General features: G+C 47.9%; 22 protein-coding genes. 19 read left to right on the top strand and 3 right to left on the bottom strand.

From position 1 onward, the window contains the following. Positions 1–74 precede the first annotated feature (74 nt). From C8N47_RS15630 to msrA, 5 genes are all read left to right on the top strand, one after another. Positions 75–731 carry a DUF4159 domain-containing protein gene (locus tag C8N47_RS15630; RefSeq protein WP_107823508.1) on the top strand — a complete coding sequence of 219 codons (657 nt, stop codon included), beginning with the start codon at positions 75–77 and terminating at the stop codon, positions 729–731. Between the two features lie 12 nt (positions 732–743). Beyond that, a complete protein-coding gene (locus tag C8N47_RS15625) occupies positions 744–1,319 on the top strand; it encodes a flavodoxin family protein (RefSeq protein ID WP_107823507.1) in 576 nt (191 codons plus the stop codon). Positions 1,320–1,341: 22 nt separating this feature from the next. Continuing rightward, positions 1,342–1,917 (top strand): hypothetical protein, encoded by a 576-nt coding sequence (locus C8N47_RS15620; RefSeq protein WP_107823506.1) that lies wholly within the window; start codon positions 1,342–1,344, stop codon positions 1,915–1,917. A gap of 72 nt (positions 1,918–1,989) precedes the next feature. Continuing rightward, entirely contained in the window at positions 1,990–2,286 is a 297-nt protein-coding gene (locus C8N47_RS15615) for a DUF6787 family protein (RefSeq protein ID WP_211316172.1), read from the top strand. A gap of 11 nt (positions 2,287–2,297) precedes the next feature. Beyond that, the gene (msrA, locus tag C8N47_RS15610) at positions 2,298–2,912 is read left to right on the top strand and encodes a peptide-methionine (S)-S-oxide reductase MsrA (protein ID WP_107823505.1); all 615 of its coding nucleotides are present in this window, start codon (positions 2,298–2,300) and stop codon (positions 2,910–2,912) included. Between the two features lie 28 nt (positions 2,913–2,940). Here the strand turns inward: msrA and C8N47_RS15605 are convergent, their stop codons facing one another. Continuing rightward, entirely contained in the window at positions 2,941–3,843 is a 903-nt protein-coding gene (locus C8N47_RS15605; protein WP_107823504.1) for a MerR family transcriptional regulator, read from the bottom strand. 210 nt (positions 3,844–4,053) lie between these two features. Here C8N47_RS15605 and C8N47_RS15600 point away from each other — a divergent pair, with 210 nt between their 5' ends. Beyond that, positions 4,054–6,105 (top strand): vWA domain-containing protein, encoded by a 2,052-nt coding sequence (locus C8N47_RS15600; RefSeq protein WP_107823503.1) that lies wholly within the window; start codon positions 4,054–4,056, stop codon positions 6,103–6,105. Positions 6,106–6,142: 37 nt separating this feature from the next. On the opposite strand, the gene C8N47_RS15595 is transcribed toward C8N47_RS15600, so the two are convergent. Continuing rightward, the gene (locus C8N47_RS15595; RefSeq protein WP_107823502.1) at positions 6,143–8,314 is read right to left on the bottom strand and encodes a T9SS type A sorting domain-containing protein; all 2,172 of its coding nucleotides are present in this window, start codon (positions 8,312–8,314) and stop codon (positions 6,143–6,145) included. A gap of 192 nt (positions 8,315–8,506) precedes the next feature. Between C8N47_RS15595 and C8N47_RS15590 the strand changes: the two genes are divergently transcribed. From C8N47_RS15590 to C8N47_RS15575, 4 genes are read left to right on the top strand one after another with little or no spacing between them, the layout of a single operon-like run. Continuing rightward, complete coding sequence (locus tag C8N47_RS15590) at positions 8,507–8,920, top strand: threonyl-tRNA synthetase editing domain-containing protein (RefSeq protein WP_107823501.1); 414 nt, start codon at positions 8,507–8,509, stop codon at positions 8,918–8,920. A gap of 32 nt (positions 8,921–8,952) precedes the next feature. After that, positions 8,953–9,606, top strand: coding sequence for a TatD family hydrolase (locus tag C8N47_RS15585; protein ID WP_170111420.1), 654 nt, complete (start codon positions 8,953–8,955; stop codon positions 9,604–9,606). Continuing rightward, positions 9,603–10,322: a tRNA threonylcarbamoyladenosine dehydratase gene (locus tag C8N47_RS15580; protein ID WP_107823499.1), complete on the top strand. Its 720-nt coding sequence runs from the start codon at positions 9,603–9,605 to the stop codon at positions 10,320–10,322. Before C8N47_RS15585 ends, C8N47_RS15580 begins: the two co-directional genes overlap by 4 nt. Before the next feature lie 42 nt (positions 10,323–10,364). Further along, the gene (locus C8N47_RS15575) at positions 10,365–11,111 is read left to right on the top strand and encodes a hypothetical protein (RefSeq protein ID WP_107823498.1); all 747 of its coding nucleotides are present in this window, start codon (positions 10,365–10,367) and stop codon (positions 11,109–11,111) included. A gap of 57 nt (positions 11,112–11,168) precedes the next feature. On the opposite strand, the gene C8N47_RS15570 is transcribed toward C8N47_RS15575, so the two are convergent. Further along, the gene (locus C8N47_RS15570) at positions 11,169–11,384 is read right to left on the bottom strand and encodes a hypothetical protein (protein WP_107823497.1); all 216 of its coding nucleotides are present in this window, start codon (positions 11,382–11,384) and stop codon (positions 11,169–11,171) included. Positions 11,385–11,425: 41 nt separating this feature from the next. Here C8N47_RS15570 and C8N47_RS15565 point away from each other — a divergent pair, with 41 nt between their 5' ends. The 9 genes from C8N47_RS15565 to C8N47_RS15520 all read left to right on the top strand — a co-directional run bounded on the left by C8N47_RS15565 (position 11,426) and on the right by C8N47_RS15520 (position 22,097). Next, positions 11,426–12,769, top strand: coding sequence for an ACT domain-containing protein (locus C8N47_RS15565; protein ID WP_107823496.1), 1,344 nt, complete (start codon positions 11,426–11,428; stop codon positions 12,767–12,769). A 43-nt stretch (positions 12,770–12,812) separates the two neighbouring features. Next, positions 12,813–14,114, top strand: a complete 1,302-nt coding sequence (locus C8N47_RS15560; RefSeq protein ID WP_107823495.1) for an O-acetylhomoserine aminocarboxypropyltransferase/cysteine synthase family protein — start codon at positions 12,813–12,815, stop codon at positions 14,112–14,114. A gap of 64 nt (positions 14,115–14,178) precedes the next feature. After that, the gene (metA, locus tag C8N47_RS15555) at positions 14,179–15,096 is read left to right on the top strand and encodes a homoserine O-acetyltransferase MetA (RefSeq protein WP_107823494.1); all 918 of its coding nucleotides are present in this window, start codon (positions 14,179–14,181) and stop codon (positions 15,094–15,096) included. A 1,207-nt stretch (positions 15,097–16,303) separates the two neighbouring features. Further along, complete coding sequence (gene elbB / locus C8N47_RS15545) at positions 16,304–16,963, top strand: isoprenoid biosynthesis glyoxalase ElbB (protein WP_107823492.1); 660 nt, start codon at positions 16,304–16,306, stop codon at positions 16,961–16,963. A gap of 383 nt (positions 16,964–17,346) precedes the next feature. After that, the gene (locus C8N47_RS15540) at positions 17,347–18,657 is read left to right on the top strand and encodes an acetyl-CoA hydrolase/transferase family protein (RefSeq protein WP_107823491.1); all 1,311 of its coding nucleotides are present in this window, start codon (positions 17,347–17,349) and stop codon (positions 18,655–18,657) included. A 100-nt stretch (positions 18,658–18,757) separates the two neighbouring features. Beyond that, positions 18,758–19,159, top strand: coding sequence for a methylmalonyl-CoA epimerase (mce, locus tag C8N47_RS15535; RefSeq protein ID WP_107823490.1), 402 nt, complete (start codon positions 18,758–18,760; stop codon positions 19,157–19,159). A gap of 34 nt (positions 19,160–19,193) precedes the next feature. Next, positions 19,194–20,753: an acyl-CoA carboxylase subunit beta gene (locus C8N47_RS15530; RefSeq protein ID WP_107823489.1), complete on the top strand. Its 1,560-nt coding sequence runs from the start codon at positions 19,194–19,196 to the stop codon at positions 20,751–20,753. A gap of 9 nt (positions 20,754–20,762) precedes the next feature. Continuing rightward, the gene (locus C8N47_RS15525; RefSeq protein ID WP_107823488.1) at positions 20,763–21,647 is read left to right on the top strand and encodes an OadG family transporter subunit; all 885 of its coding nucleotides are present in this window, start codon (positions 20,763–20,765) and stop codon (positions 21,645–21,647) included. Between the two features lie 9 nt (positions 21,648–21,656). Continuing rightward, a complete protein-coding gene (locus C8N47_RS15520; RefSeq protein ID WP_107823487.1) occupies positions 21,657–22,097 on the top strand; it encodes an acetyl-CoA carboxylase biotin carboxyl carrier protein in 441 nt (146 codons plus the stop codon). Positions 22,098–22,105 lie beyond the last annotated feature (8 nt).

Below are 22,105 nucleotides of genomic sequence, written 5' to 3'. Positions count from 1 at the left end.
TTACCGCGGCAAAATCATCAGCCTTGCCCGAAGTTCGCAGCATTCTTTTTATATTTGATTTTCTACCGGAAGCTATGAAACGACTATTCTCAACTTTACTGCTTATGGGGGTTCTCCTGCTTACTCAGGCACAGGAGGCAACGCTGAAGATCGGCCTGATGAAATACAAGGGAGGCGGCGATTGGTACGGCGACCCCACTGCCCTGCCCAACCTGATGCGTTTCTGCAACCAAAACCTGCACACCAAGTTTGCTTCCGATCCGGGAATTGTGGGACCGGCAAGTCCGGAGCTTTTCAACTACCCGATGGTGCATTTAACGGGCCACGGAAACCTGATCTTCTCGCCCGATGAGTGTCGCAACCTGAAGCTCTATTTTGAAGCCGGCGGTTTTCTGCATATCGACGACAACTACGGGCTCGATCCCTACATCCGGCGCGAGATGAAAAAAATTTTCCCGGACCAGGAATTTGTGGAGCTGCCCGCCAGTCACCCTATTTTTCACCAGCAGTTTGATTTTCCGGGCGGCCTGCCCAAGATTCACGAGCACGATGGCAAACGGGCACAAGCTTTCGGACTCTTCATCGATGGCCGGCTGGTTTGTTTGTACACCTACGAGTCGGATCTCAGCGATGGCTGGGAAGATCCGGCGGTGCACGGCGATCCGGCAGCTATTCGTCAAAAGGCCCTCAAGATGGGAGCCAATATTGTATCGTATGTTTTCAGCAATTAAAACAAGTTATTTATGAAAATTCTAGGAATAAACGGCAGTCCTCGCCGCAACGGCAACACCAAACTATTAATCGAAACAGCTTTTAAACCATTGGAGGAAGCCGGTTTTGAGACGGAGCTTTTCCAGCTGGGCGGCAAACCGGTTCACGGATGTACAGCCTGTGGAAAATGCCGGGAGATTCAAGATCAGCGGTGCCACATCAAGAATGATGTTCTGAATGAATGTATAGCCAAGATGATTGAGGCCGATGCCATCATCCTGGGATCGCCGGTCTATTTTGCCGATGTAACTACCGAGATGAAAGCCCTGATTGATGTGGCCGGCTATGTAACACGGGGCAACGGTCACCTGCTGAAACGAAAAGTTGGTGCGGCGGTTATCGCGGTACGCCGCGGTGGGCAGCTGCACGCCTTCGACTCCATCAATAACTTTTTTCTGATCAACCAGATGATTGTTCCCGGCTCGTCGTACTGGAACTTCGCCTACGGTAAAAATCCCGGCGATGTACTGCACGACCAGGAAGGCATCCAAACCATCGACACCCTGGGTGAAAACATGGCCTGGCTCCTCCAAAAACTGGCTAATTAACTTCCTCAACACCCACTACGCCATGACAGAACAAAGCAAACTCGTATTCCTTTTAAAAAACTTAGGCCGCGCCCTGATCTACGCGATCGTCATTGGCGTGGCTTACTACCTGTTTAAGGAGTACATTATTGCGGAAAATCAGGAGGTATGGCTCAAAAAATTCTACGATAACACGCTTTTAATCTACCTCATTTACACTGGATCTGAAGTATTCTTCGGCCTGTTTCCACCCGAGTTTTTCATGCTCTGGGCCTATCACAAAGGCGAAGCGATGCATTATACGCTCAACCTGATGTTTTTTGCAGGTGTCTCCTACGCTGCCGGCTACCTGGCCTTTATAATCGGGCGAATCCTCCGAAGAACCGTCATCTTTCGGTACATGAGTCGGAAATTCTTTATGAAATACTGGCCGATGTTCCGGAAATTTGGCTCTGCTTTGATTATTGCAGCTGCTTTAACCCCACTGCCCTGGGCACTGATCAGCATGCTCGTGGGGTCGACCGAATACCCGCTAAAACGTTTCAGCATGTTTGCACTTTTTCGGGTTCTGCGCTTCGCTGTTTACGGGTATATCATCTTCCAAACACACCAACTGTAAAACCATCGCTGCTCTTTGTTGTTTATACAGGGGAACAAACCACCCCGGTGGAATAATTAACTATAAACAGAGATGCTGAATAAACTCAAGGAACGCTGGCAAATCGATAGTAATTTTCAGTTGGCGATCATTTTTTTTGTATTCTCAATCAGTGGTAGCTCAACGCTGGTTGTCCGGAAATTTATCTTCGAATTCATTCATGTAAATCCCGACTGGCCTTTTCTGGTGAAAGCACTGATATACCTGCTCACCATCGTTCCGCTTTACCAGGCCAGCCTGCTTGTTATCGGGTCGCTGCTGGGCCAATTTCACTTCTTTTGGCGGTTCGAGAAAAAAATGCTGCGGCGTTTTGGCCTTAAACTGAAGTAAAACCGGAATCCATGAAACAATTTTCAACACTTATTTTGATAACCCTTTTTTCATTCTCGACGATGGCTGAAAAACAAGTAGAAAAAACAGAAATTGCCACCTTGGCTGGCGGCTGCTTTTGGTGTACCGAAGCAATTTTTAAAGAACTGAAAGGCGTTCTATCAGTCACCTCGGGCTATTCAGGGGGCGATGTGGTTAATCCTTCGTATCGCGAAGTTTGCACTGGCCAAACCGGCCATGCCGAAGCCGTAGAGATTGAATTCGATCCGACAAAAACCAGTTTTACCGAAATTCTGGAAGTTTTCTTCGCCACACACGATCCCACAACCTTAAACAAGCAGGGAGCCGATGTGGGCACACAATACCGATCGGCTATTTTCTACCACAACGACAAGCAAAAGCAAATTGCCGAAGAAGTGATTCAGCAACTGAATGACAGCGATATTTTTGGCACTCCTGTGGTGACCGAAGTCAGCCCCTGGAAGAACTTTTTCAAGGCCGAAGACTACCACCAGGACTACCTGGCCAACAACGCCGGGCAAAGTTATTGCCAGTTTGTGATTATCCCGAAGCTCGAAAAATTCCGCAAAATCTTTAAAGACCGCTTGAAGAGTTCAGTTAAGTAACTCCTCAAGACTGCCGTGAGCTAACAGCTTAATCGAAAGTGCCGGGGAGCGCTTTCTTCAACAACCAGTCATGAAATTCATCGTAATGCTGCACAAATCGAACATTAGCGGGTAGCTGTGGTTCACTGATCCGAACTTGCATTCCACTAACGACAACGGGAATATTCGGAAAGATGCCCCCAATTTTCTGCAATTCATCTTCCAGTTTCTCCTTTTCGATGGCACTCACAAACGAAGTCACCACCACTGCCAGGCGATTGGCAATTTGATCCGACAGCGCCTGAAGGTCGTCCAGCGGAACATTCTGCCCCAGATAAATCACATTTACCCCGGCCTTGGCAGCCAAATACCGGCTATACAAAAGCCCGAGTTCGTGCCATTCATTCTCCGGTAAAAAGAACAAGGCTGTTGGCGCCTGATCGGATACCGAACAACGCGCCGCCTCGACAATAATACGTTGCCGTATCAGATTCGAAATCAGATGTTCCTGCGCAGGAAACAAACTCCCGATTTGCCAATAAATCCCGATTTTCCGAAACAGAGGAAAAACCAACTCGGTCATCATCTTCTCAAAACCAAGCTTTTCCTGCACACTATCCAGCACGCGTTCAAACTTAAGATGATCAAAATTGATGATGTGTATCACCAGCTGATCCAGGTAGTCGTCCATCGAACTGCTTTGTTCACTCAGCTTTAGCACCTCCTCGTGAATCCGCTGCTCGCCGTACGCGGCAACCTTCGAAATTTTATGCCCACGTTTCACCAAGGCCGCCACATTCAAAAGCAGCTTCAGCTCTTCGTCGGTGTAAAAACGGATGTTGGTACTGGTGCGTTCCGGAACCAAAAAGCCATAGCGCTTCTCCCAAATCCGGATGGTATGGGCTTTGATCCCTGAAATAATCTCTAAATCTTTGATGGTATAGTAATTCATAATAAAACTCAGCTAAAGGATGAGACCGCTTATAAGTTTAGTTTTTTGATTAAAAACTTAAACAAACTACTCAAACTAACGCATAGCCGCAAATTTTGTTTGCACAAAAGATCCCCCCACAACAAATAAAATATTAGCGCAATTAGCGACGAAGCTGTATCTTCGAAGGAATTTCACTTTTGTTGTCAAAAGAAGCTTAAAACCAAACGCATGAAATTTGCCGATCCCTCGTTTTTGTACGCTCTTTCGTTGGTAGCGATTCCGATACTCATTCATTTTTTACATTTCAAACGCTACAAAACCGTCTATTTCAGCCAGGTTAACTTTTTAAGAACACTCTTAAATGAATCGCGGAAGAAGAATAACCTGAAGCAGTTAATCATGCTTTTATGCCGAATTTTAACGCTTGCTGGGCTTGTTTTTGCTTTTGCACAGCCTTATATACCGCTCAATTCGTCGGCAACGCTCAGCACCAACAACACCGTAGGAATCTACATCGACAATTCGTTTTCGATGAATAGCCAAAGCGGAAACGGCAGCTTACTGGAATTGGCCAAAACAAAAGCCATTGAACTGGCCAATAGTTTTTCGCCCGGCACTAATTTTTTACTGCTAACCAACAAGGACACCCCCAACCAACGCCTGTCGCTAAACAAAGAGCAGCTCGTTAGCCGGATCGCACAGCTAAAAAGCAGCGCCTCGACCATGGACCTGGCTAAGGCGATACGGGTGCTGCAAAACGAGATGCTCACGCGCTTTCCCGGAACAAACCTGCAAATCTATCTGCTTTCTGATTTTCAAAAGCGTTTTGCCGACCTTGGACAGCCTGACGCAGCCACGGCAGCCCAGGTTTACCTGTTGCCCTTTCAACAATCCGAGATGAGTAATTTACGGATCGACACCTGCAAACTTGCTTTTCCGGGGCGTTTGAGCGAACAGCTTGAAAGCCTGACGGTACGAATTACCAACCAGTCGGCCAAAGCCTGCAATAATGTACCGCTCCGCTTGTATGTAAACGACTCTCTGAAAGCATTGACCGCGATAAACCTGAAAGCCGGCGAAAGTATGGAGCAGGAACTGTCCTATCAAAATCAACAGGAAGGGATTCAAAATTGCCGTGTGGAACTGGACGACTACCCGATAACTTACGACAACACGTTTTTGTTTAGCTATGAACTATCGGGACAGATCAGGGCGCTGGCCATCTCCCGCGAAGGCGAAGAAGCGTCGCAATGGCTTGAAAAACTATTCGACGATGGCGAAGAAGTTGCCCTGGACAAAATGGACGAAGATCGACTGCAGCTCAGTCGCTTTTCCGATTACCAATGCATCTATTTACTGAATCTCCCCGAAATTCCGGACGGCCTGCAGCATGCGCTTTCAAGCTATGTAAACAACGGCGGGAGCCTGGTTATGTTCCCGGGTGGAGAGATCGACCGGGCCAGCTACAACCGGCTCCTCAGCACGCTTAAGGCGGCACGCCTGGAAGAACTGCAAACAACAAAATTGAAAATTGATCAGCTAAACCTTCAGAACCATCTTTTCAACGAGGTTTTTACCCGCCAGTATGATCGGTTGGATTTACCAGAAATCCGATCGTCGTACCAATCATCAGTGCCGGTTCAGAGTTCCTCATCGGCCGTACTGACCACGAATGACGGCTCGGTGGCCTTGCGCGAGTTCGAAGCCGGACAAGGACGACTGTATCTGTTCAACTTCCCACTGACGACCGAAGCAACAAACTTTTACCAGCATCCGCTTTTTGTGCCACTCATTTACAATATGTCCCTGCATAGTTACTTCCCGCAGACCATCCAGTATCGGGTGTACGACCAGAAGAGCCTGAGCGTAACACTGCACCATAAGCTTCTACCCGATTTGCCGATTTCCCTGAGCAATTATGCCTCCGGCTTCAATGTTCAACTTCCGGCAACAAGCATTAACAACGCACAAATTCGTTTCAATCCGGATGATTTTATTCACACGGCCGGATTCTATCGTTTAACACAAGGGGAAAAGATCATTGCACCTTTGGCATTCAACTATAACCGGAATGAATCGGATATGCGTTTTTACAGTTCGGATGAGTTGCGCGAAATGATTGCTGAGATCCCCGCTTATCAGCTTTACAACACGGCTGCCCCCGACTGGCTGGGACAGTACGATGCCGACTCGAACCTGATTGAGCTGTGGAAATACTTCCTGCTTGCGGCATTGTTTTTTGCCATCGCCGAATTGGTGATCATCCGTTGGTGGAAGTAGCATCAACCGTCAGCCGGCCGGTGCTTTTCTTAAAAACTTAGTCGTTCCCCAGGTAGAGCACCTTGCATTGATAGTGCTCGCCTGTTGCGGCGTTGCGGAGACGAACAAGGTATATGCCAGGATTATAACCGGCAAAACTCACGAGCACACGATCAGTACCCTCCATGCTGTAGTTAACCGGCCGCGATTTACCCACCAAATCAAACACCTGCACATTACCATATTCACCGTCCGCTTCAAAATGAATGGTTAAATCCTGCCCGTAGGCCAATGGATTGGGATAAGCCAGCCACGCAACGTCCTGCTCAACAAACGGATCAAACTCTTCCTGGTCATCATGAAAACAAACCAGGGTTTCCATCACCGCAGCTGAGCCTGCCGCGGTGTTGGCTTTCTGCGGATAACTGTACCACTCTTCGCCATCGCGAATAAAAAAGCTATTGGTGCTGCTCGTACGATCAGCCAGATAAACCGCAAACTCATCGTTAGCACCTAAATCTTCGACCGACCAGCTCAGGTAAAAGTAGCCATTGGTGGACACCTCGCGATCGAACCGAAAATAATTCATCACTCCCTCATCAAGGCCGCTAAGGTCAAAATCCTGACTGTAAAGCAAGCCCTCCGGGAAGCTCTCTCCGGCATACACCGAGAGCGTCAGCCGGGCATTATTGGACGATATCACCGCCCGGCTTATTCCCAGAGCCAGCCCCTGAACTTTGCAGGTATCAGTAAAGCGAAACGCCTCGGCGAAAGCTGAAAAACCATAGCTGTTCGTTCCGCTGTAATAGCCGTCGTCGGCATCAATCAATCCATCGTCCAGCTCGTCCTCATCGGATAAGTTCGTAACCATGGTGCACTGATCGGCTGAAATATACGGATTATAGCCCGACAAAGCGCTCGTGCCCGTCCCCGACGGATCGAGCCAAGCCTTCAACTGCCGGCTGCTCTCCGCATAATAATCCCAGGCATACGCGAACTGCGAAAAATAATCGTCAACCGGGCTCGAACAAGTAGCATCGCCGCCCACCAACGATCCGCGAACATGCATGGTGGGATCAATCAACGCTGCCCCCGACGAACCCGCTTCGGTCGTTCCTTCGTCCCAGGCGGCAATTCTCCAGAAAGCACCATCCACATAATCCCTGGTATATGAATCCCTGATTGGGGCATCGCGGTCAACAGCCAGCTTTTTGATGTCGCCCAGTGGATGATGAATGGCAACCGTTGAGTCCGGCACTTTCGAAGAGTGATCCCAGCCCAGATAATACGGCTGAAAGCTCTTGGGCGGGGCCACCGACAGCTCCACCAACGAAAAGTCCAGCTCATCGGAGGTGGCCTTCAGCAGACTGCCGCTCAGCGAGTTTTGAACTTCGCCATCAATATTCCCGCAATACGGCGATTCGTAATTGAACAGGAAAACACTCACAGCTGCCTCATCGGCATCAACAATACAATGATGAGCTGTATAAACGTAGGGCGTTCCGTCCCGATCGGTATTATTCAGCAAACTGCCGGTGCACAACTCCGTACCATCAATCAAAATCCGGCACACCGCATTGGCAGCCTGCCGATAGTCTTGCAGATAATCGCAATTCACATTAACATTACACGAGCCGGACTCGCCCAAAGGACGACGCCCCCCGTTTGCTGCCTTCAACCCCACAAAATCATGATTCACCGATTTCAGCTGCAGCTCGCCTGAAAATTCAGCATCAACAGGCTCTTCGTACTGAACAACCAACCGATCGCCGGCCACAGGCATGGTTGCCAACTGACCATTGGCCTTGTTGTTTGCACTGGTGAAAGCACCTATCAAGTCGTTTTGGTCCTCCGAAAAAAGAAATAACCGTGCTCCCTGGGGCAACCGATAGCGATCAAAAATCACATTCAGCGACAAAGCTCCCGGCGACGACAAACGCAACTGCCAAACGCGAAGATTCCCGACCGTAAACCACTCACCGGAATTTTGCAGATTCATATCAACAGGAATGGCATAGGCAAACCGAAAAGCTTTTAACGAGTTCTGTTGTGCCTGCAGCTGCCTGACCAGTTCCAACTCTTCGTCCGGGATGGTCAACTCGCGAAAAGCATCAGTTCGCGCTGATTTAACCGTTGGAACAGAAACGGGCTTTCCGCCATGCGACAGTTGTCCCGCGGCGGGTACTACAGTCAACAACAAAAAAAGCAGAGGGAGGTACTTGGCAAACATAGTATCGTGATGGGTTTTATCAAAAATAGAAAAATCAGTCGGATTAGTTCATCTCCTTCGTCACAAATTGCCCTCCCCACCCGTCGCTAGCTCACAAGGCATGCAGAACACACCCCAACGGGGCAGAAACAATCGGATTTGTTCCGGAAAAATTATGCGAATAACATTTTTCTTTCCTTATTTTTGAGGAATATGAAAGTATTGGTCATGTACGTCAATCGTTTTCGCTACAAAACAGCGGAAAAAAACCTGGAAAGTATCGAAGATCTGGAGGAGGCCCGGGAATTTACCGATGCCATCCTGGCTTTCATTCAGGTTGAAGAAAAAGATGAAGCCAAAGATGTTGGCAGCCGCGAGAAAAAGCTGGTAAACCACCTGAAATGGACGGCCCGCAAAAACCAGGCGCAACGAATCATCCTCCACTCCTTTGCGCACCTTTCCGAATCGAAAGCATCGGTACCCTTTACGCACGAACTGTTTAACCGGGCCGAGAAGCGACTGCAAAATGCAGGATACGAAACCGCACAAACGCCCTTTGGCTATTTTCTCGACCTGCAGATCGATGCCCCAGGCTTCTCGCTGGCACGCATCTGGGCCGATTTGTAAACACAAACACGTCGAACGTTGGATATCAGAACTTGAAACTCGTCAACCTACATAGCCACTTCAGTTTGCCCGAGAACCAACTTGGGCTGGTCAACCATTCCATCCTGCTTCCCTTTCGCCCTCAAAAAGGACAGCTTTATTCGGTCGGCTTGCACCCCTGGGATTTGGATGCGATAAAGGGCACCAGCTGGCTACTGCAACTCGAGCAATTGTTGCAACACCCGCAGGTAATGGCGATTGGTGAATGCGGCATAGACCGGCATCTGGAAACAGCGGTCGACCAACAAACCGAGCTTTTCCTGGCGCAAGCCGAGCTTGCCGAGAAACATTCGAAACCGATGATTTTACATGCTGTACGAAGCTATGCCGACTTGCTTCAGCTAAAAAAGCAACGAGCCGACGCCCCCCCATGGATTCTTCACGGCTACCAAGGCAACAAGCAGACGACCGAACAGCTGGTCCGGTACAACTTTCACTTCGCTATTGGTGCGGCCTTGCTGAAAAATCAGGAAAAGCTCAACCGCAGTCTGGCGGCAATTCCCCGCCGGCAGCTCTTCTTCGAAACCGATGAGAGTAGCGTAAATATTGAAAGTATTTATATTTTTGCCGCCAAGCTGTTAAACATCCCTTTACCGACGCTTTGCAAGCAGGTGTTTAACAACTACCAACAAATTTTTGAAAGATGATAAACTGGCAGGAACGTACCCTACTCATGTTAGGCGACGAAGGATTGGAGAAATTAAAAAAGGCGCACGTATTGGTTGTTGGCCTGGGAGGTGTTGGCGCTTATGCGGCAGAGCAGATTTGCCGCGCAGGAGTCGGTAAAATGACCATCGTTGACGGCGATGTTGTTGAAGCCACCAACCGAAACAGACAGCTTCCGGCGCTCCTCAGCAACAATGGCAAAGCTAAGGCTGAAGTGATGGGTGAACGATTCCGCGACATCAATCCCGATATCGAGCTCACGGTTATTAACGAATACCTGAAAGACGAGCGGATGATCGAGATTCTGCAAGCCGACCACTACGATTATGTTGTTGATGCCATTGATACCCTATCGCCCAAGGTATTCCTGATTTACCACAGTGTTCAGCACAACATCCCCATTGTAAGCTCAATGGGTGCCGGAGGCAAATTTGACCCGGCACAAATTCAAAACGCCGACATTTCCAAGTCGTACAACTGCAAACTAGCCCGCATGCTGCGCAAGCGACTCTACAAACTAGGCATTCGCAAAGGTGTACAGGTTGTTTTTTCACCCGAGGAGGTCGATAAAGAGCGCGTACGAATTGAAGAAGGACGAAATAAAAAATCAGCGGTCGGCACCATTTCCTATATGCCGCCCATGTTCGGGTGCCATATCGCCTCGGTGGTTCTCCGAAATCTGTTAAGTCAAAGTTAGCTGCTGGTACAATAGTTGCGGGCTAACACAAAAATCGAAGTCATGAAAAAAAACCTCATCCTCTGCGTCCTGTTTGCAACAACAATGCTTTTGCTTCAGTCGTGTGCCGGCCCGCGCTCAATCACCAAACTGCTACCGGAACAAGAAGCCGACAAATGGCTTTACGGACAGGCACTGCTTACTGATTCCATTTACGGCATCAGCTACGAACTGGGCTTCGACCGCCTGCAAGACGACTGCTATCTCTTCGATTTTCACATCACAAACCGCTCAAACATGCCCTTGCTGGTCGATCCGGAGACCTTCAAAAGCCAGGCTTTCGATGCCCTGATGAATCCATTAACGACCGAAGCTGTTCCGGCCATCGACCCCGAAAAAATGATTCTGCAATACGAAATGGATATTGCACACGATGAAGCCGTTGCGAAAAACCACCTGGGCAATGTTTTAATCGGTGTTGGTGCTGCCGTTGCGGCCAATTCCATTATCGGGACCGATTACAAACCCAACAAAGAAGGCTTACGCTACGCCGTTACCGAAGGCATTATGGCCACTGCTGTTACCGCCAGCGACCGGGCGCGTTTCGAAGCACAGGATCTGAACGAACTTAAACAAGCCTGGGAGAATAACACCATTCGAAAAACAAGCCTGGAAACAGGCTATGCCATGCACGGCAAAGTATTCTTCCCCGCAACGCCAAAGGCTGCTCATATTAAACTTTTTATCCCGGTAGACGAGCAAACACTGGAGTTTGATTTTAAGCAGGTCCGATTTCCGGCTACGAATTAAAACAAGCCTTATCCCAATCGCCCTTCTAATCGCTCCTTTTCTGCTCCGGAATGTTTTTTACAAATCGATTGCGATTTTTGAAACTATTTTATAGGTTTGTGCTGAAATATTACTTTTAAGGATGAACAACAGCCATACATATCTGCTCTTCGCAAACATCATCGCCATGATGTCTTCTGTTGTCTTCATGCCATCCATGTCCATGTGCATGCGATAGCCTTCATTCGGTATTTCGGAAAATACGGATTGAAGGCATTCAAAATTTTTCTTCACAATTTTTCTATCGTTTTATTTTCAAAAAAAAATAGAAGGCTATGCCCGAATGTATTGCACGGTTTAGCGGTAATAACTTAAACGAACCGCTAATAATTCAAAGCTTGGTAACATTACTTACCGATGCCAGCGAGAAACACCTGTTAGTCATTTCGTCCCCCCGCGAAATTCAGGATTTACTAACTCAAGGAATCGAGCCATTGCGCTTGCCTTCAGGAGATCCCGAATTATTGATCGCCCGGGTGAAAGCTGAAATTGAAAAGATTGAGCAGGCCTACGAGCTACCAGCAAGTGCCCCGCTTAATGAAGCCATCAACAAACTGGACATTCTGCTGAAAGGAATTCACTTTACCGGTGATTTTTCGCCGGCCTTACAGGACCAGGTTATTTCGTTTGCCGAGAAAATTGCGACACTGCTACTGTCGGCTATTCTCCAAAAAAACCAGTTGGAAAACCAGGTTGTTTTCCCCGAAGAGTTGGGCTTGCTGGTCAGCGACGAATTTGGTAACGCCAGCATTTATATGGACGAGTCGGCGCCAAACATTAAAGCACACCAGTTGGGGCTTATCACCCTGATCCCCGGTTCGGTTGGCTTAACCCGAAAAGGGAAGATTGCCCGGGTTGGACACCGCGCAGCCGACTATACGGCTGCTGCCCTGGCTGCCATATTCAACTCCGACCGGCTGGAACTATGGCAAATTCGCACGCCCTTTAAAACAGCCGATGTGAAATTTGTACACAATGCCGACTACATCGAAAGCCTGACTTATGCTGAAGCTTCTGAGTTGTCCTACTTCAACTATTCGGGCATTCATCCCCGCATTGTTGAACCCCTGATTAACGAGCATATTCCGATTCTCGTTTACGATCTGGCAGACGGTCAGAAAATTCTCCGCACACGGATTAATTCCAAAAGCATCGTTTCGCCCCATATCGTCAAAAGCGTTGCCTACACCGATGATATTGCTATTCTGAAACTCAATGGCCCGGGTGTCGGCTTTAAGCCGGGCATCTTAGCTAAACTAACCGGTGCATTTAATAAGAACCATATTAACATCCGATCTGTTATCACAGCACAAACCAGCATTAATATACTCATTGACAAAACTGCTGTGGAAACGGTTAAACAACTCACCGAAGAGCTGAAGCTACCATCAGTCAATCAGTTCGAGATTGACGAAAAGGTATCGTTGATTGCCATTGTCGGTCACGGCATGCAAGCTCATCACGGTATTTCGGCTCAACTTTTTTCGGCCGTAGCCAACAATAAGATCAATGTATTGCTGAGCGGATCCGGCGCCTCCGACCTGGTGAGCTATTTGGTGATCAACGAAAACGACAAACTTAAAGCCATTAAAGAAATTCATAAGACTTTCTTCAATTAAACCGAACGGAAAAGATTTTCAGAATACCTAAAAAGAAAAAACGATGACAAGCAAAAATTTAAAATTCGAGACCCTGCAGCTTCATGCAGGTCAGCAAGCCGACCCGACGACCGGCTCGCGGGCAGTGCCCATCTATCAAACCAGCTCCTATGTGTTTAAAGATTCGGAACACGCTGCCAACCTGTTTGGCTTGAAGGAGTTTGGCAACATATACACCCGAATTATGAACCCCACATCGGATGTATTCGAGCAACGCATTGCTGCACTCGAAGGTGGCGTAGCTGCCTTGGCGGTAGCATCCGGACACGCTGCCCAGTTTTTGGTTTGCAGCACCTTATTAAGCCAGGGCGACAACATTGTCAGTTCGCCGTATTTATATGGTGGCACCTACAACCAGTTCAACGTAACCTTCAAAAACTTTGGCTGGGAGGCACGCATGACCAAAGATCTGCAGGCTGAGTCGTTTGAAGCGTTGATCGACGAAAAAACAAAACTGATCTACTTCGAAACTATCGGCAATCCCGGTTTCGCCATCCCCGACTTTGACGCCATTGCCGCGGTGGCTAAAAAATACGACATCCCACTGGTTGTTGACAACACCTTTGCCGGTGGCGGCTACTTATTCCGACCCATTGAGCATGGTGCCAATATTGTGGTTGAATCGGCTACTAAATGGATTGGCGGCCATGGCACAAGCATCGGCGGCGTTATTGTTGACGGAGGAAACTACAACTGGGGAAACGGTAAGTTTCCGGGCTTCACAGAGCCTTCGGAAGGCTACCACGGCCTAAAGTTCTGGGATATTTTTAACTTTGACGGCCCGTTTGGGAACATTGCCTTTATTATTAAGGCTCGAGTTGAAGGCTTACGCGACTTTGGCCCGTCCATCAGTCCGTTCAATTCATTCTTACTATTACAGGGCCTGGAAACCTTGTCGTTAAGAATGGAACGTCATGTTGAAAATGCACAAAAACTGGCCGAATGGTTGGAAAACCACCCGCAGGTTGATCGTGTAAACTACCCGGGACTGCCGGGCAACCCTTCCTACAAACTGGCGCAAAAATACCTCCCCAAAGGAGCCGGAGGTATGCTTTCGTTTCTTGTTAAGGGTGATGTTGAAAAAGCCAAAAAGGTGGTCGAGAACCTGCAACTGGTAAGCCACCTGGCGAATGTGGGCGATGCCAAAACACTGATCATTCAGCCGGCAGCAACAACCCACCAACAGCTGTCAGCCGAAGCACAGCTGGCCGCGGGCGTTTACCCGTCCTTGTTGCGCGTATCTGTGGGACTGGAGCATATCGACGATATTATTGCCGACTTTGATCAGGCATTAGGTAAAATTTAAATTGAATGACCACATAGCCCGGAGGAACACACACTCCGGGCATCTTTAAACTGAGGAATGAATTATGCCGTTAAATATTCCGGATAAATTGCCAGCTATTGAAATGCTGCTGAAAGAGAACATTTTCGTAATCGACCAAACACGGGCATCGCAACAGGATATCCGGCCGTTGAGAATTGCGATTTTAAACCTGATGCCGCTCAAGATTACAACGGAAACGGATTTACTTCGGGTGTTGTCCAACTCACCGCTGCAAATCGAAATTGAGTTTCTGAAAATAAAGGATCACGAACACAAGCACACCTCGGCTGAGCACATGGCAATGTTTTACAAAACTTTCGACGAAATAAAATCGCGAAAGTTCGACGGCATGATTATCACCGGTGCTCCGGTCGAGCATCTTCCTTTTGAAGAAGTTACCTACTGGGACGAAATTCGTGAAATCATGGATTGGTCGGTCACCAATGTCACCTCTACCTTATTTATTTGCTGGGCCTCGCAGGCGGCCTTATTTCATTTTTACGGCATCCCCAAACACCCGCTCGACAAAAAAATGTTTGGCGTATTCAAACACCGGATCTCTGATCGGAAGATCCCCATCTTCCGTGGTTTCGACGATGAATATTACGTGCCTCATTCGCGCCACACCGAGGTGCGTGCCGAGGATATCAGCAAAGTTGACGGACTCGAGATTATTGCAAGCTCCGAAATATCGGGCGTAAACATGGTGATGGCCAAAGGCGGCCGCCAGATATTTATTACCGGCCACGCCGAATATTCGCGAATGACCCTGGATGATGAGTACAAGCGCGATGTCTCGAGAAAGCTTCCCATTGAAATTCCGGCCAACTATTATCCCGATGACGACCCCAGCCAGAAACCAATTCTTCGCTGGCGATCGGCTGCCGACCTGCTGTTCACAAACTGGCTCAACTATTACGTCTATCAGCAAACGCCATACGATCTGGACGACATCCGGTAGAAATTCATAAAACATCGGCTGCATCAACTGCGGTCAATAACAAATACAAAAGCCTCGCTTGATTTGACAACCAAAGCAGGCTTTTTTCTGTGAAAGTCCCTTCGGGTGATGCGCCTGCCTGCGGTAGGCAGGGTTTCCAACCGCATCGGGCATGTATTGAACAGGGGTTCAGCATCAACCGGTAGCCAAGCTTCTTTTGTAGCAAACCAGCACTGATGAGAGTCACCCCAAAACTGGCTGCTTTTCACGCCTACTTTTGCTCAATTCGGATCTTTTGTCCTACCGGACGGGTTTTCATCTTTGGCTTGCCCCAAAGAGTAAACAGAAAATTCAAGGCTTATTTTTATCTTCAGGTGCCAGCTCCCGAAAGCTAAGTTCAGCCGGGTGATCTCCAGTCCGGCAGCCGCCGGAGCGGAGCTTCCCGGATTCACTAAGCTTCCGGTTCGCCTCTCACCATCGATAAAAAGTAGGCCGGTCCCGCTCCGAGCGAGCTTCCGTCTTCTCTTAAATGCCTTCTGCTGTCTTCCACCACTTTCATCCCTGTTGGTGATTCCCCGGAATCATGTGTGTGGGTTTTCTGAAAGTCTACCACGCAAAGGTGCTAAGGCGCAATATCAACAACTGGTTTTCATTAGATGAGGAACGACAACCCGACAACTCTTGACAACAACGCCAACAGCATATCCGAAGCACGTATGTCAATACGAAGATTGTCCCGTACGGGACGGAATTTCTCCCTGTCGTCGTTATGCTACCCAAATAGCATCCCTCCGGGATTGCCGGAAGCTTTTCGGTTTGCTTTTTACCTTTCAGCGTTCAAGTTGAAAAACAATTGGTATCGTAGGCGGCGCTCATGGCGTGGGGAAGCAATCCAGAGGTGTTTTTTTCGTGCTCATGGCATGAGCGCCCAATTGTTGTGTAACATTTTCGTCCCCACGGCATGAGCAGCCAATTGTTGTGCAACATTTTCGTCCCCATGGCATGAGCAGCCAATTGTTGTGCAACATTTTCGTCCCCATGGCATGAGCGCCCAATTGTTGTGCAACATTTTCGTCCTCATGGCATGAGCAGCCAATTGTGGCGAAAGGAATAGGAAACCGCCCCTCAATTGCAGTTGCTGCCACTTCCGAATCGTAGATGACATGGGGAACTTATAGCGATTGACCAAAAAATCGCTAATTTTAAATCAAAACTAAAATCTTCCGGAATGACAAATCAGAAAAAAATTGCCGTTGTTTTGTCGGGCTGCGGCGTATACGACGGTGCTGAAATTCACGAGGCAACGCTGACCATGCTCGCCATCGCCAAACAAGGAGCGAGCTATACCCTGTTTGCCCCAAACACCACGCAACATCATGTAATCAATCACCTCACCGGTCAGGAAATGCCGGAAACCCGCAACGTGCTGGTTGAATCGGCCCGAATTGCCCGGGGACAAATATCGGACCTGAAAGACTACAATCCGGCCAACTTCGATGCGATCATCTTCCCCGGTGGCTTTGGTGCTGCCAAAAACCTCAGCACCTTCGCTTTCGACGGCCCCAACTGTACGGTTAACGAAGATGTGACAAAAGCAGTAAAAGCAACCGCTAAAGCCGGAAAACCAATCGGCGCCTTGTGCATTGCCCCGGCAGTGATTACCCGCATCTTAAGCAATGTGGATGTCACCATCGGCGACGATCCCCAGACAGCCAAAGCCATTGAAAAGATGGGCGGAAAACACATCCGCACAACAGATGGCGAAATTGTGATCGACCGTAACTACCGGGTAGTAACAACGCCCTGCTACATGCTAGACACCACCATCGACCAGATTGAAATCGGTGCCCGTAATGTGGTGAAAACAATCCTAACAATGTGCCAATAAGATAAACACCGATCGGGTCGCTCCGCCCGATTCGATCGGTACTGCTTCCTCCCAAAACTGCAGTGCATCCATTTCCTTCCAACAGCAATGTGCATGATTGATCCGGCTTCAGCCAGCAGATCCGAACCGACCAATCGGGAAAAATTGCCACTGATTTTCCCGCAACAGCTACAAAAAGTGTCGAAAGTCATAAAAAAATACGCATAAAAGATATCGTCGTCTTTTATTTTGCGCTATCCGTCGTCAATTTCTTAACATTTAGTTTAAATACGAGCAATCCTTGATTAAAACGGGTTTAAATAAGCTTGTTTTCCCCGAGCCAGCTCGGTTATTTTTTATCTTTACGGACGAAATTTCAGAGCAAAATATACTATTTCCTTATTATGAAACATATCAAATACGTTACGCCTGAAGAGGCTGTAAAAGTTATAAAATCCGGCGATCGTGTTCATCTTAGTAGTGTGGCTGTTACTCCGCACACACTTATTAAACCGATGGTAGAACGCGGTCGTAACGGAGAACTTTACGATGTTAAAATTCAGCACATCCACGTTGAAGGAAACCTGGAATATGCGAATCCTGAGTTTGAAGGGATTTTCGTATCCGAGCAATTCTTCGTTGGTGCAAACTTGCGTAAACAAACTCAAGCCGGTTACGCCGATTATATTCCGGTATTCCTGAGCGAAACGCAAAAACTGATCCGCGAAGGATACTGCAAAGTAAACGTCGCCATGATCATGTGTTCGGTACCCGACAAACATGGTTATGTATCGTTAGGAACTTCGGTTGACGCCACATTGGCTGCTATCGAAACTGCCGACGTTGTTATCGCAGCGGTAAACCCGAACGTTCCCCGTGCTTTCGGTGATGCCATGATCAACATCGACGACATCGACATCTTTGTTGAAGATGATATTGAACTGTACGCGCACGGAATGGCCGAGTTATCGGAAACCGATATCCAGATTGGTAAAAACGTTGCCGAGCTGGTGGAAGACGGTGCTTGTTTGCAAATGGGTATCGGTGGTATCCCCAATGCTGTATTGGCCCAATTGGGTAACCACAAAGACTTGGGTGTACACACCGAAATGTTCGCTGACGGAATCCTTCCGTTGGTTGAAAAAGGGGTTGTTACCGGAAAACGCAAACAACTGGACAAAGGCAAAATGGTTGCTTCGTTCCTGATGGGTACCAAAAAATTGTACGACTTCATCGACGACAACCCTCGTGTTGCCATGATGGATGTTGGCTATACCAACAGCGTTAGCGTGATCCGTCAGTTGGACAAACTGACAGCGATCAACTCAGCCCTGGCAATCGACCTGACCGGTCAGGTTTGTGCCGACTCAATCGGTATTAAACACTATTCAGGTGTTGGTGGCCAGATCGACTTTATCCGTGGTGCCGGTTATTCCAAAGGTGGTAAACCAATTATCGCCTTGCCTTCGGTAACGGCCAAAGGAGTTTCCAAAATCTCCCCCATCTTATTACCCGGATCCGGTGTGGTAAGTACCCGTTCGAACATGCACTGGGTGGTGACCGAATTTGGAGCGGTTAACCTGTACGGAAAAACATTGCAGGAACGTGCCAAACTGCTGACTTCAATTGCCCACCCCGACCATCGGGAGTCTTTGGATCAGGCAGCCTTTGAACGTTTCGGATCACATTTCCACTTTGTGAAAAAAGAATACTAGTATTTGAAAAGGCAAGCACTCCCCGGATGCTTGCCTTTCAATTACAGCGAATTAGCTAGAATATCTATTTCAATATTATTCACATAATTATTCAATAAAAATGAAAATATCTCACATTGAACACATCGGAATCGCAGTAAAAAGCCTGGACGAGGCAATCCCTTACTACGAAAAAGTGTTAGGCTTGAAATGCTATAACATCGAAGAAGTAGCTGATCAGAAAGTAAAAACAGCTTTCTTCAAAGTTGGAGAAGTAAAAATTGAATTACTGGAATCAACCGATCCGGCAGGCCCAATCGGTAAATTTGTTGAGAAAAAAGGACAAGGTATTCACCACCTCGCTTTTGCCGTTGACAATGTAAACGAAGCATTGACAGAAGTTGAAGCAAACGGGGTGGCAACAATCGACAAAACAGCCCGCAAAGGTGCTGAAGGATTGAACATCGGTTTCTTGCACCCAAAATCAACCTTAGGTGTATTAACTGAATTTTGCTGCGAATAATTTCCGGATTCCTTAATCTTTGAATGAAATAGCAATGAACAATCAGGATAAAATAAAACAACTCATCGAACTTCGCAACGAAGCGAAGCTTGGTGGTGGTGAAAAAAGAATTGAAAAGCAACACGAGAAAGGTAAATTCACCGCTCGTGAACGCATCGAAATGTTGATGGACGAAGGTAGTTTCGAAGAATTTGACATGTTCGTGAAACACCGTTGCACCAACTTCGGCATGGAAAAAAACAAGTTCCTGGGCGATGGTGTTGTAACCGGCCAGGGAACAATCGATGGTCGTTTGGTTTACGTGTTTGCACAAGACTTCACTGTTTTCGGTGGATCCTTGTCGGAAACATTCGCTGCAAAAATTTGCAAAATCATGGATATGGCCATGAAAATGGGTGCTCCGGTTATCGGTATCAACGACTCGGGCGGCGCTCGTATTCAGGAAGGTGTTACAGCACTGTCGGGTTATACCGAAATTTTCCAGCGTAACATCATGGCTTCGGGTGTGATCCCTCAAATATCGGCCATCTTCGGTCCTTGTGCCGGTGGTGCAGTATACTCTCCTGCCCTGACCGACTTCATCATGATGACCAAAGAACAGTCGTACATGTTCGTTACCGGCCCCAAAGTGGTTAAAACAGTAACCGGCGAAGTCGTAACCGACGCTCAACTGGGAGGTGCTACCGTGCACGGCTCTAAATCGGGCGTTTCACACTTTATCGCCGACGACGAACAGGAAGGTATCGCTCTGATCCGCAAGTTGCTGAGCTACCTGCCGCAAAACAACCTGGAGGATGCTCCGATCATGCCTTGCGACGATCCGATCGACCGTTTGGACGACTCGCTGAACGAGGTAATCCCGGACAACCCCAACAAGCCTTACGACGTTAAAGACGTGATCCACACCATTGTTGACAACGGCGAATTCCTGGAAGTACACCGCAACTATGCACAAAACATTGTTGTTGGTTTCGCTCGCTTCAACGGTATTTCTGTTGGTATTGTAGCCAACCAACCCAACTACCTGGCTGGTGTGTTAGACATTAACGCGTCGCGTAAAGCAGCTCGCTTTGTTCGCTTCTGCGATGCCTTCAACATCCCCTTGGTAACCTTGGTTGATGTTCCCGGATTCTTGCCCGGAACAGCACAGGAATATGGCGGCATCATCACACACGGGGCTAAATTGCTGTTCGCCTATGGCGAAGCAACAGTTCCCAAAGTGACCATCATCCTGCGTAAATCGTACGGTGGTGCTTATTGTGTGATGAGCTCGAAACACCTGCGCGGCGACCTGAACTACTCATGGCCAACAGGCGAGATCGCCGTAATGGGTCCTAAAGGTGCTATTGAAGTTCTTCAAAGCAAGAAAATTCGCGAAATCGAAGATCCGGCAGAACGCGCTAAGTTTATCGCCGAAGCGGAAGCGGAATACAAAGATAAATTTGCGAACCCATACAATGCAGCTCAATACGGCTATATTGATGATGTTATTGAACCGCGCAATACACGTTTCCGGATTATCCGTGCCTTGCAGTCGTTAGCAACTAAAAAGGACATGATGCCGCCGAAAAAGCACACCAATATTCCATTATAAAACAAAATCATGCAAAGAAAATCCAAAGCTTTATTTGCCGGGATTTTTGTTTTACTATTCGTAGCCTTCTCCCATGCGCTTTATGCGCAGGGGGCTACGAATTTGAAGTTTAATGAAATCCTGTTAAACAACGAGTCGAACTTCATGGACGAATATGGCCAACGAAGTTCCTGGTTGGAGATTGTGAACTCTTCCTACAGTAAGGTTAACATCGGAGGATGTTATTTAACCGATGATCAGAAAAATCCGAAAAAATACTGGATTCCAAACAACTCGCAGGAAACTGTTATCTCCCCTCGTGGATTTATCGTTTTCTTTGCTGATGGAAAACCATCGCGCGGAATTTTCCACCTCAACTTTCACCTGGAAGCTGGAAAATCAATCTATCTGTACGATGCAAACGGGCGCACGCTGGTCGACCAGGTGACACTGCCCGACGTTCTGGCCCCCGACCTGGTGTACTACCGCCAGTCGATAGACTCAGACCAGTGGGCTACATCCGCCCAATCCACTCCCCGCTCCGACAATGACCACAGTCATAAAGCGTCAGCCGGTGAACGGTTTGTTGAACACGACCCCATCGGGGTTGGAATGGTTATCGTTGCCATGTCGGTTGTATTCTCAGCACTCGCCATTCTGTTCTTATTTTACTTACTTGTCGGCAGAAAATTCAAGGCCAAAAAGAAAGCCAAATCTGCTGCCGGCGAGCATAAGCAGGCCCCTGAAGAACATCTTTCAGGTGAAGTTAATGCCGCAATTGCGATGGCCTTACACTTACACTTTGCCGAACAGCACGATTTTGAAAATACAGTTCTGACCATCAAAAAGGTCGCAAGACCTTATTCACCCTGGAGTTCGAAAATTTATACGCTAAGAAAACATCCACGTCAATAAACCCATCTTATGAAAAAATATAAATTTACCATAAACGGCAACGAATACGAGACAGAAATCCTGAACTTCGAAGATAATATCGCTGAAATTGAAGTAAACGGTTCGCTCTATAAAGTAGAACTTAGCCAGGAAATCAAAACACAAAAAACCCCGAAACTGATTCGTCAGAAAGCAGTTCCGTCAACCGACGTGCATCCTTCGGTTGCCAAAACAAGCAGTCCTACTGCTCCCAAAGGTTCGGGTACGATCAAATCACCGCTTCCGGGCACCATCCTCGATGTTTTTGTGAAAGAAGGAGATCAAGTGCAGCGCGGTCAGAAAGTATTGATGTTGGAAGCCATGAAAATGGAAAACAACATCGAGGCCGACAAATCAGGTAAGATTGCGGCGATCCATAAGCAAAAAGGTGACTCAGTGATGGAAGGCGACATCTTAATCACCATTGAATAATAAGGAGG

Source organism: Mangrovibacterium marinum, from assembly GCF_003046625.1.
GTDB lineage: Bacteria > Bacteroidota > Bacteroidia > Bacteroidales > Prolixibacteraceae > Mangrovibacterium > Mangrovibacterium marinum.
The sequence above is the reverse complement of the archived record's forward strand: the minus strand, read 5'-3'. Positions and strand labels throughout refer to the sequence as shown.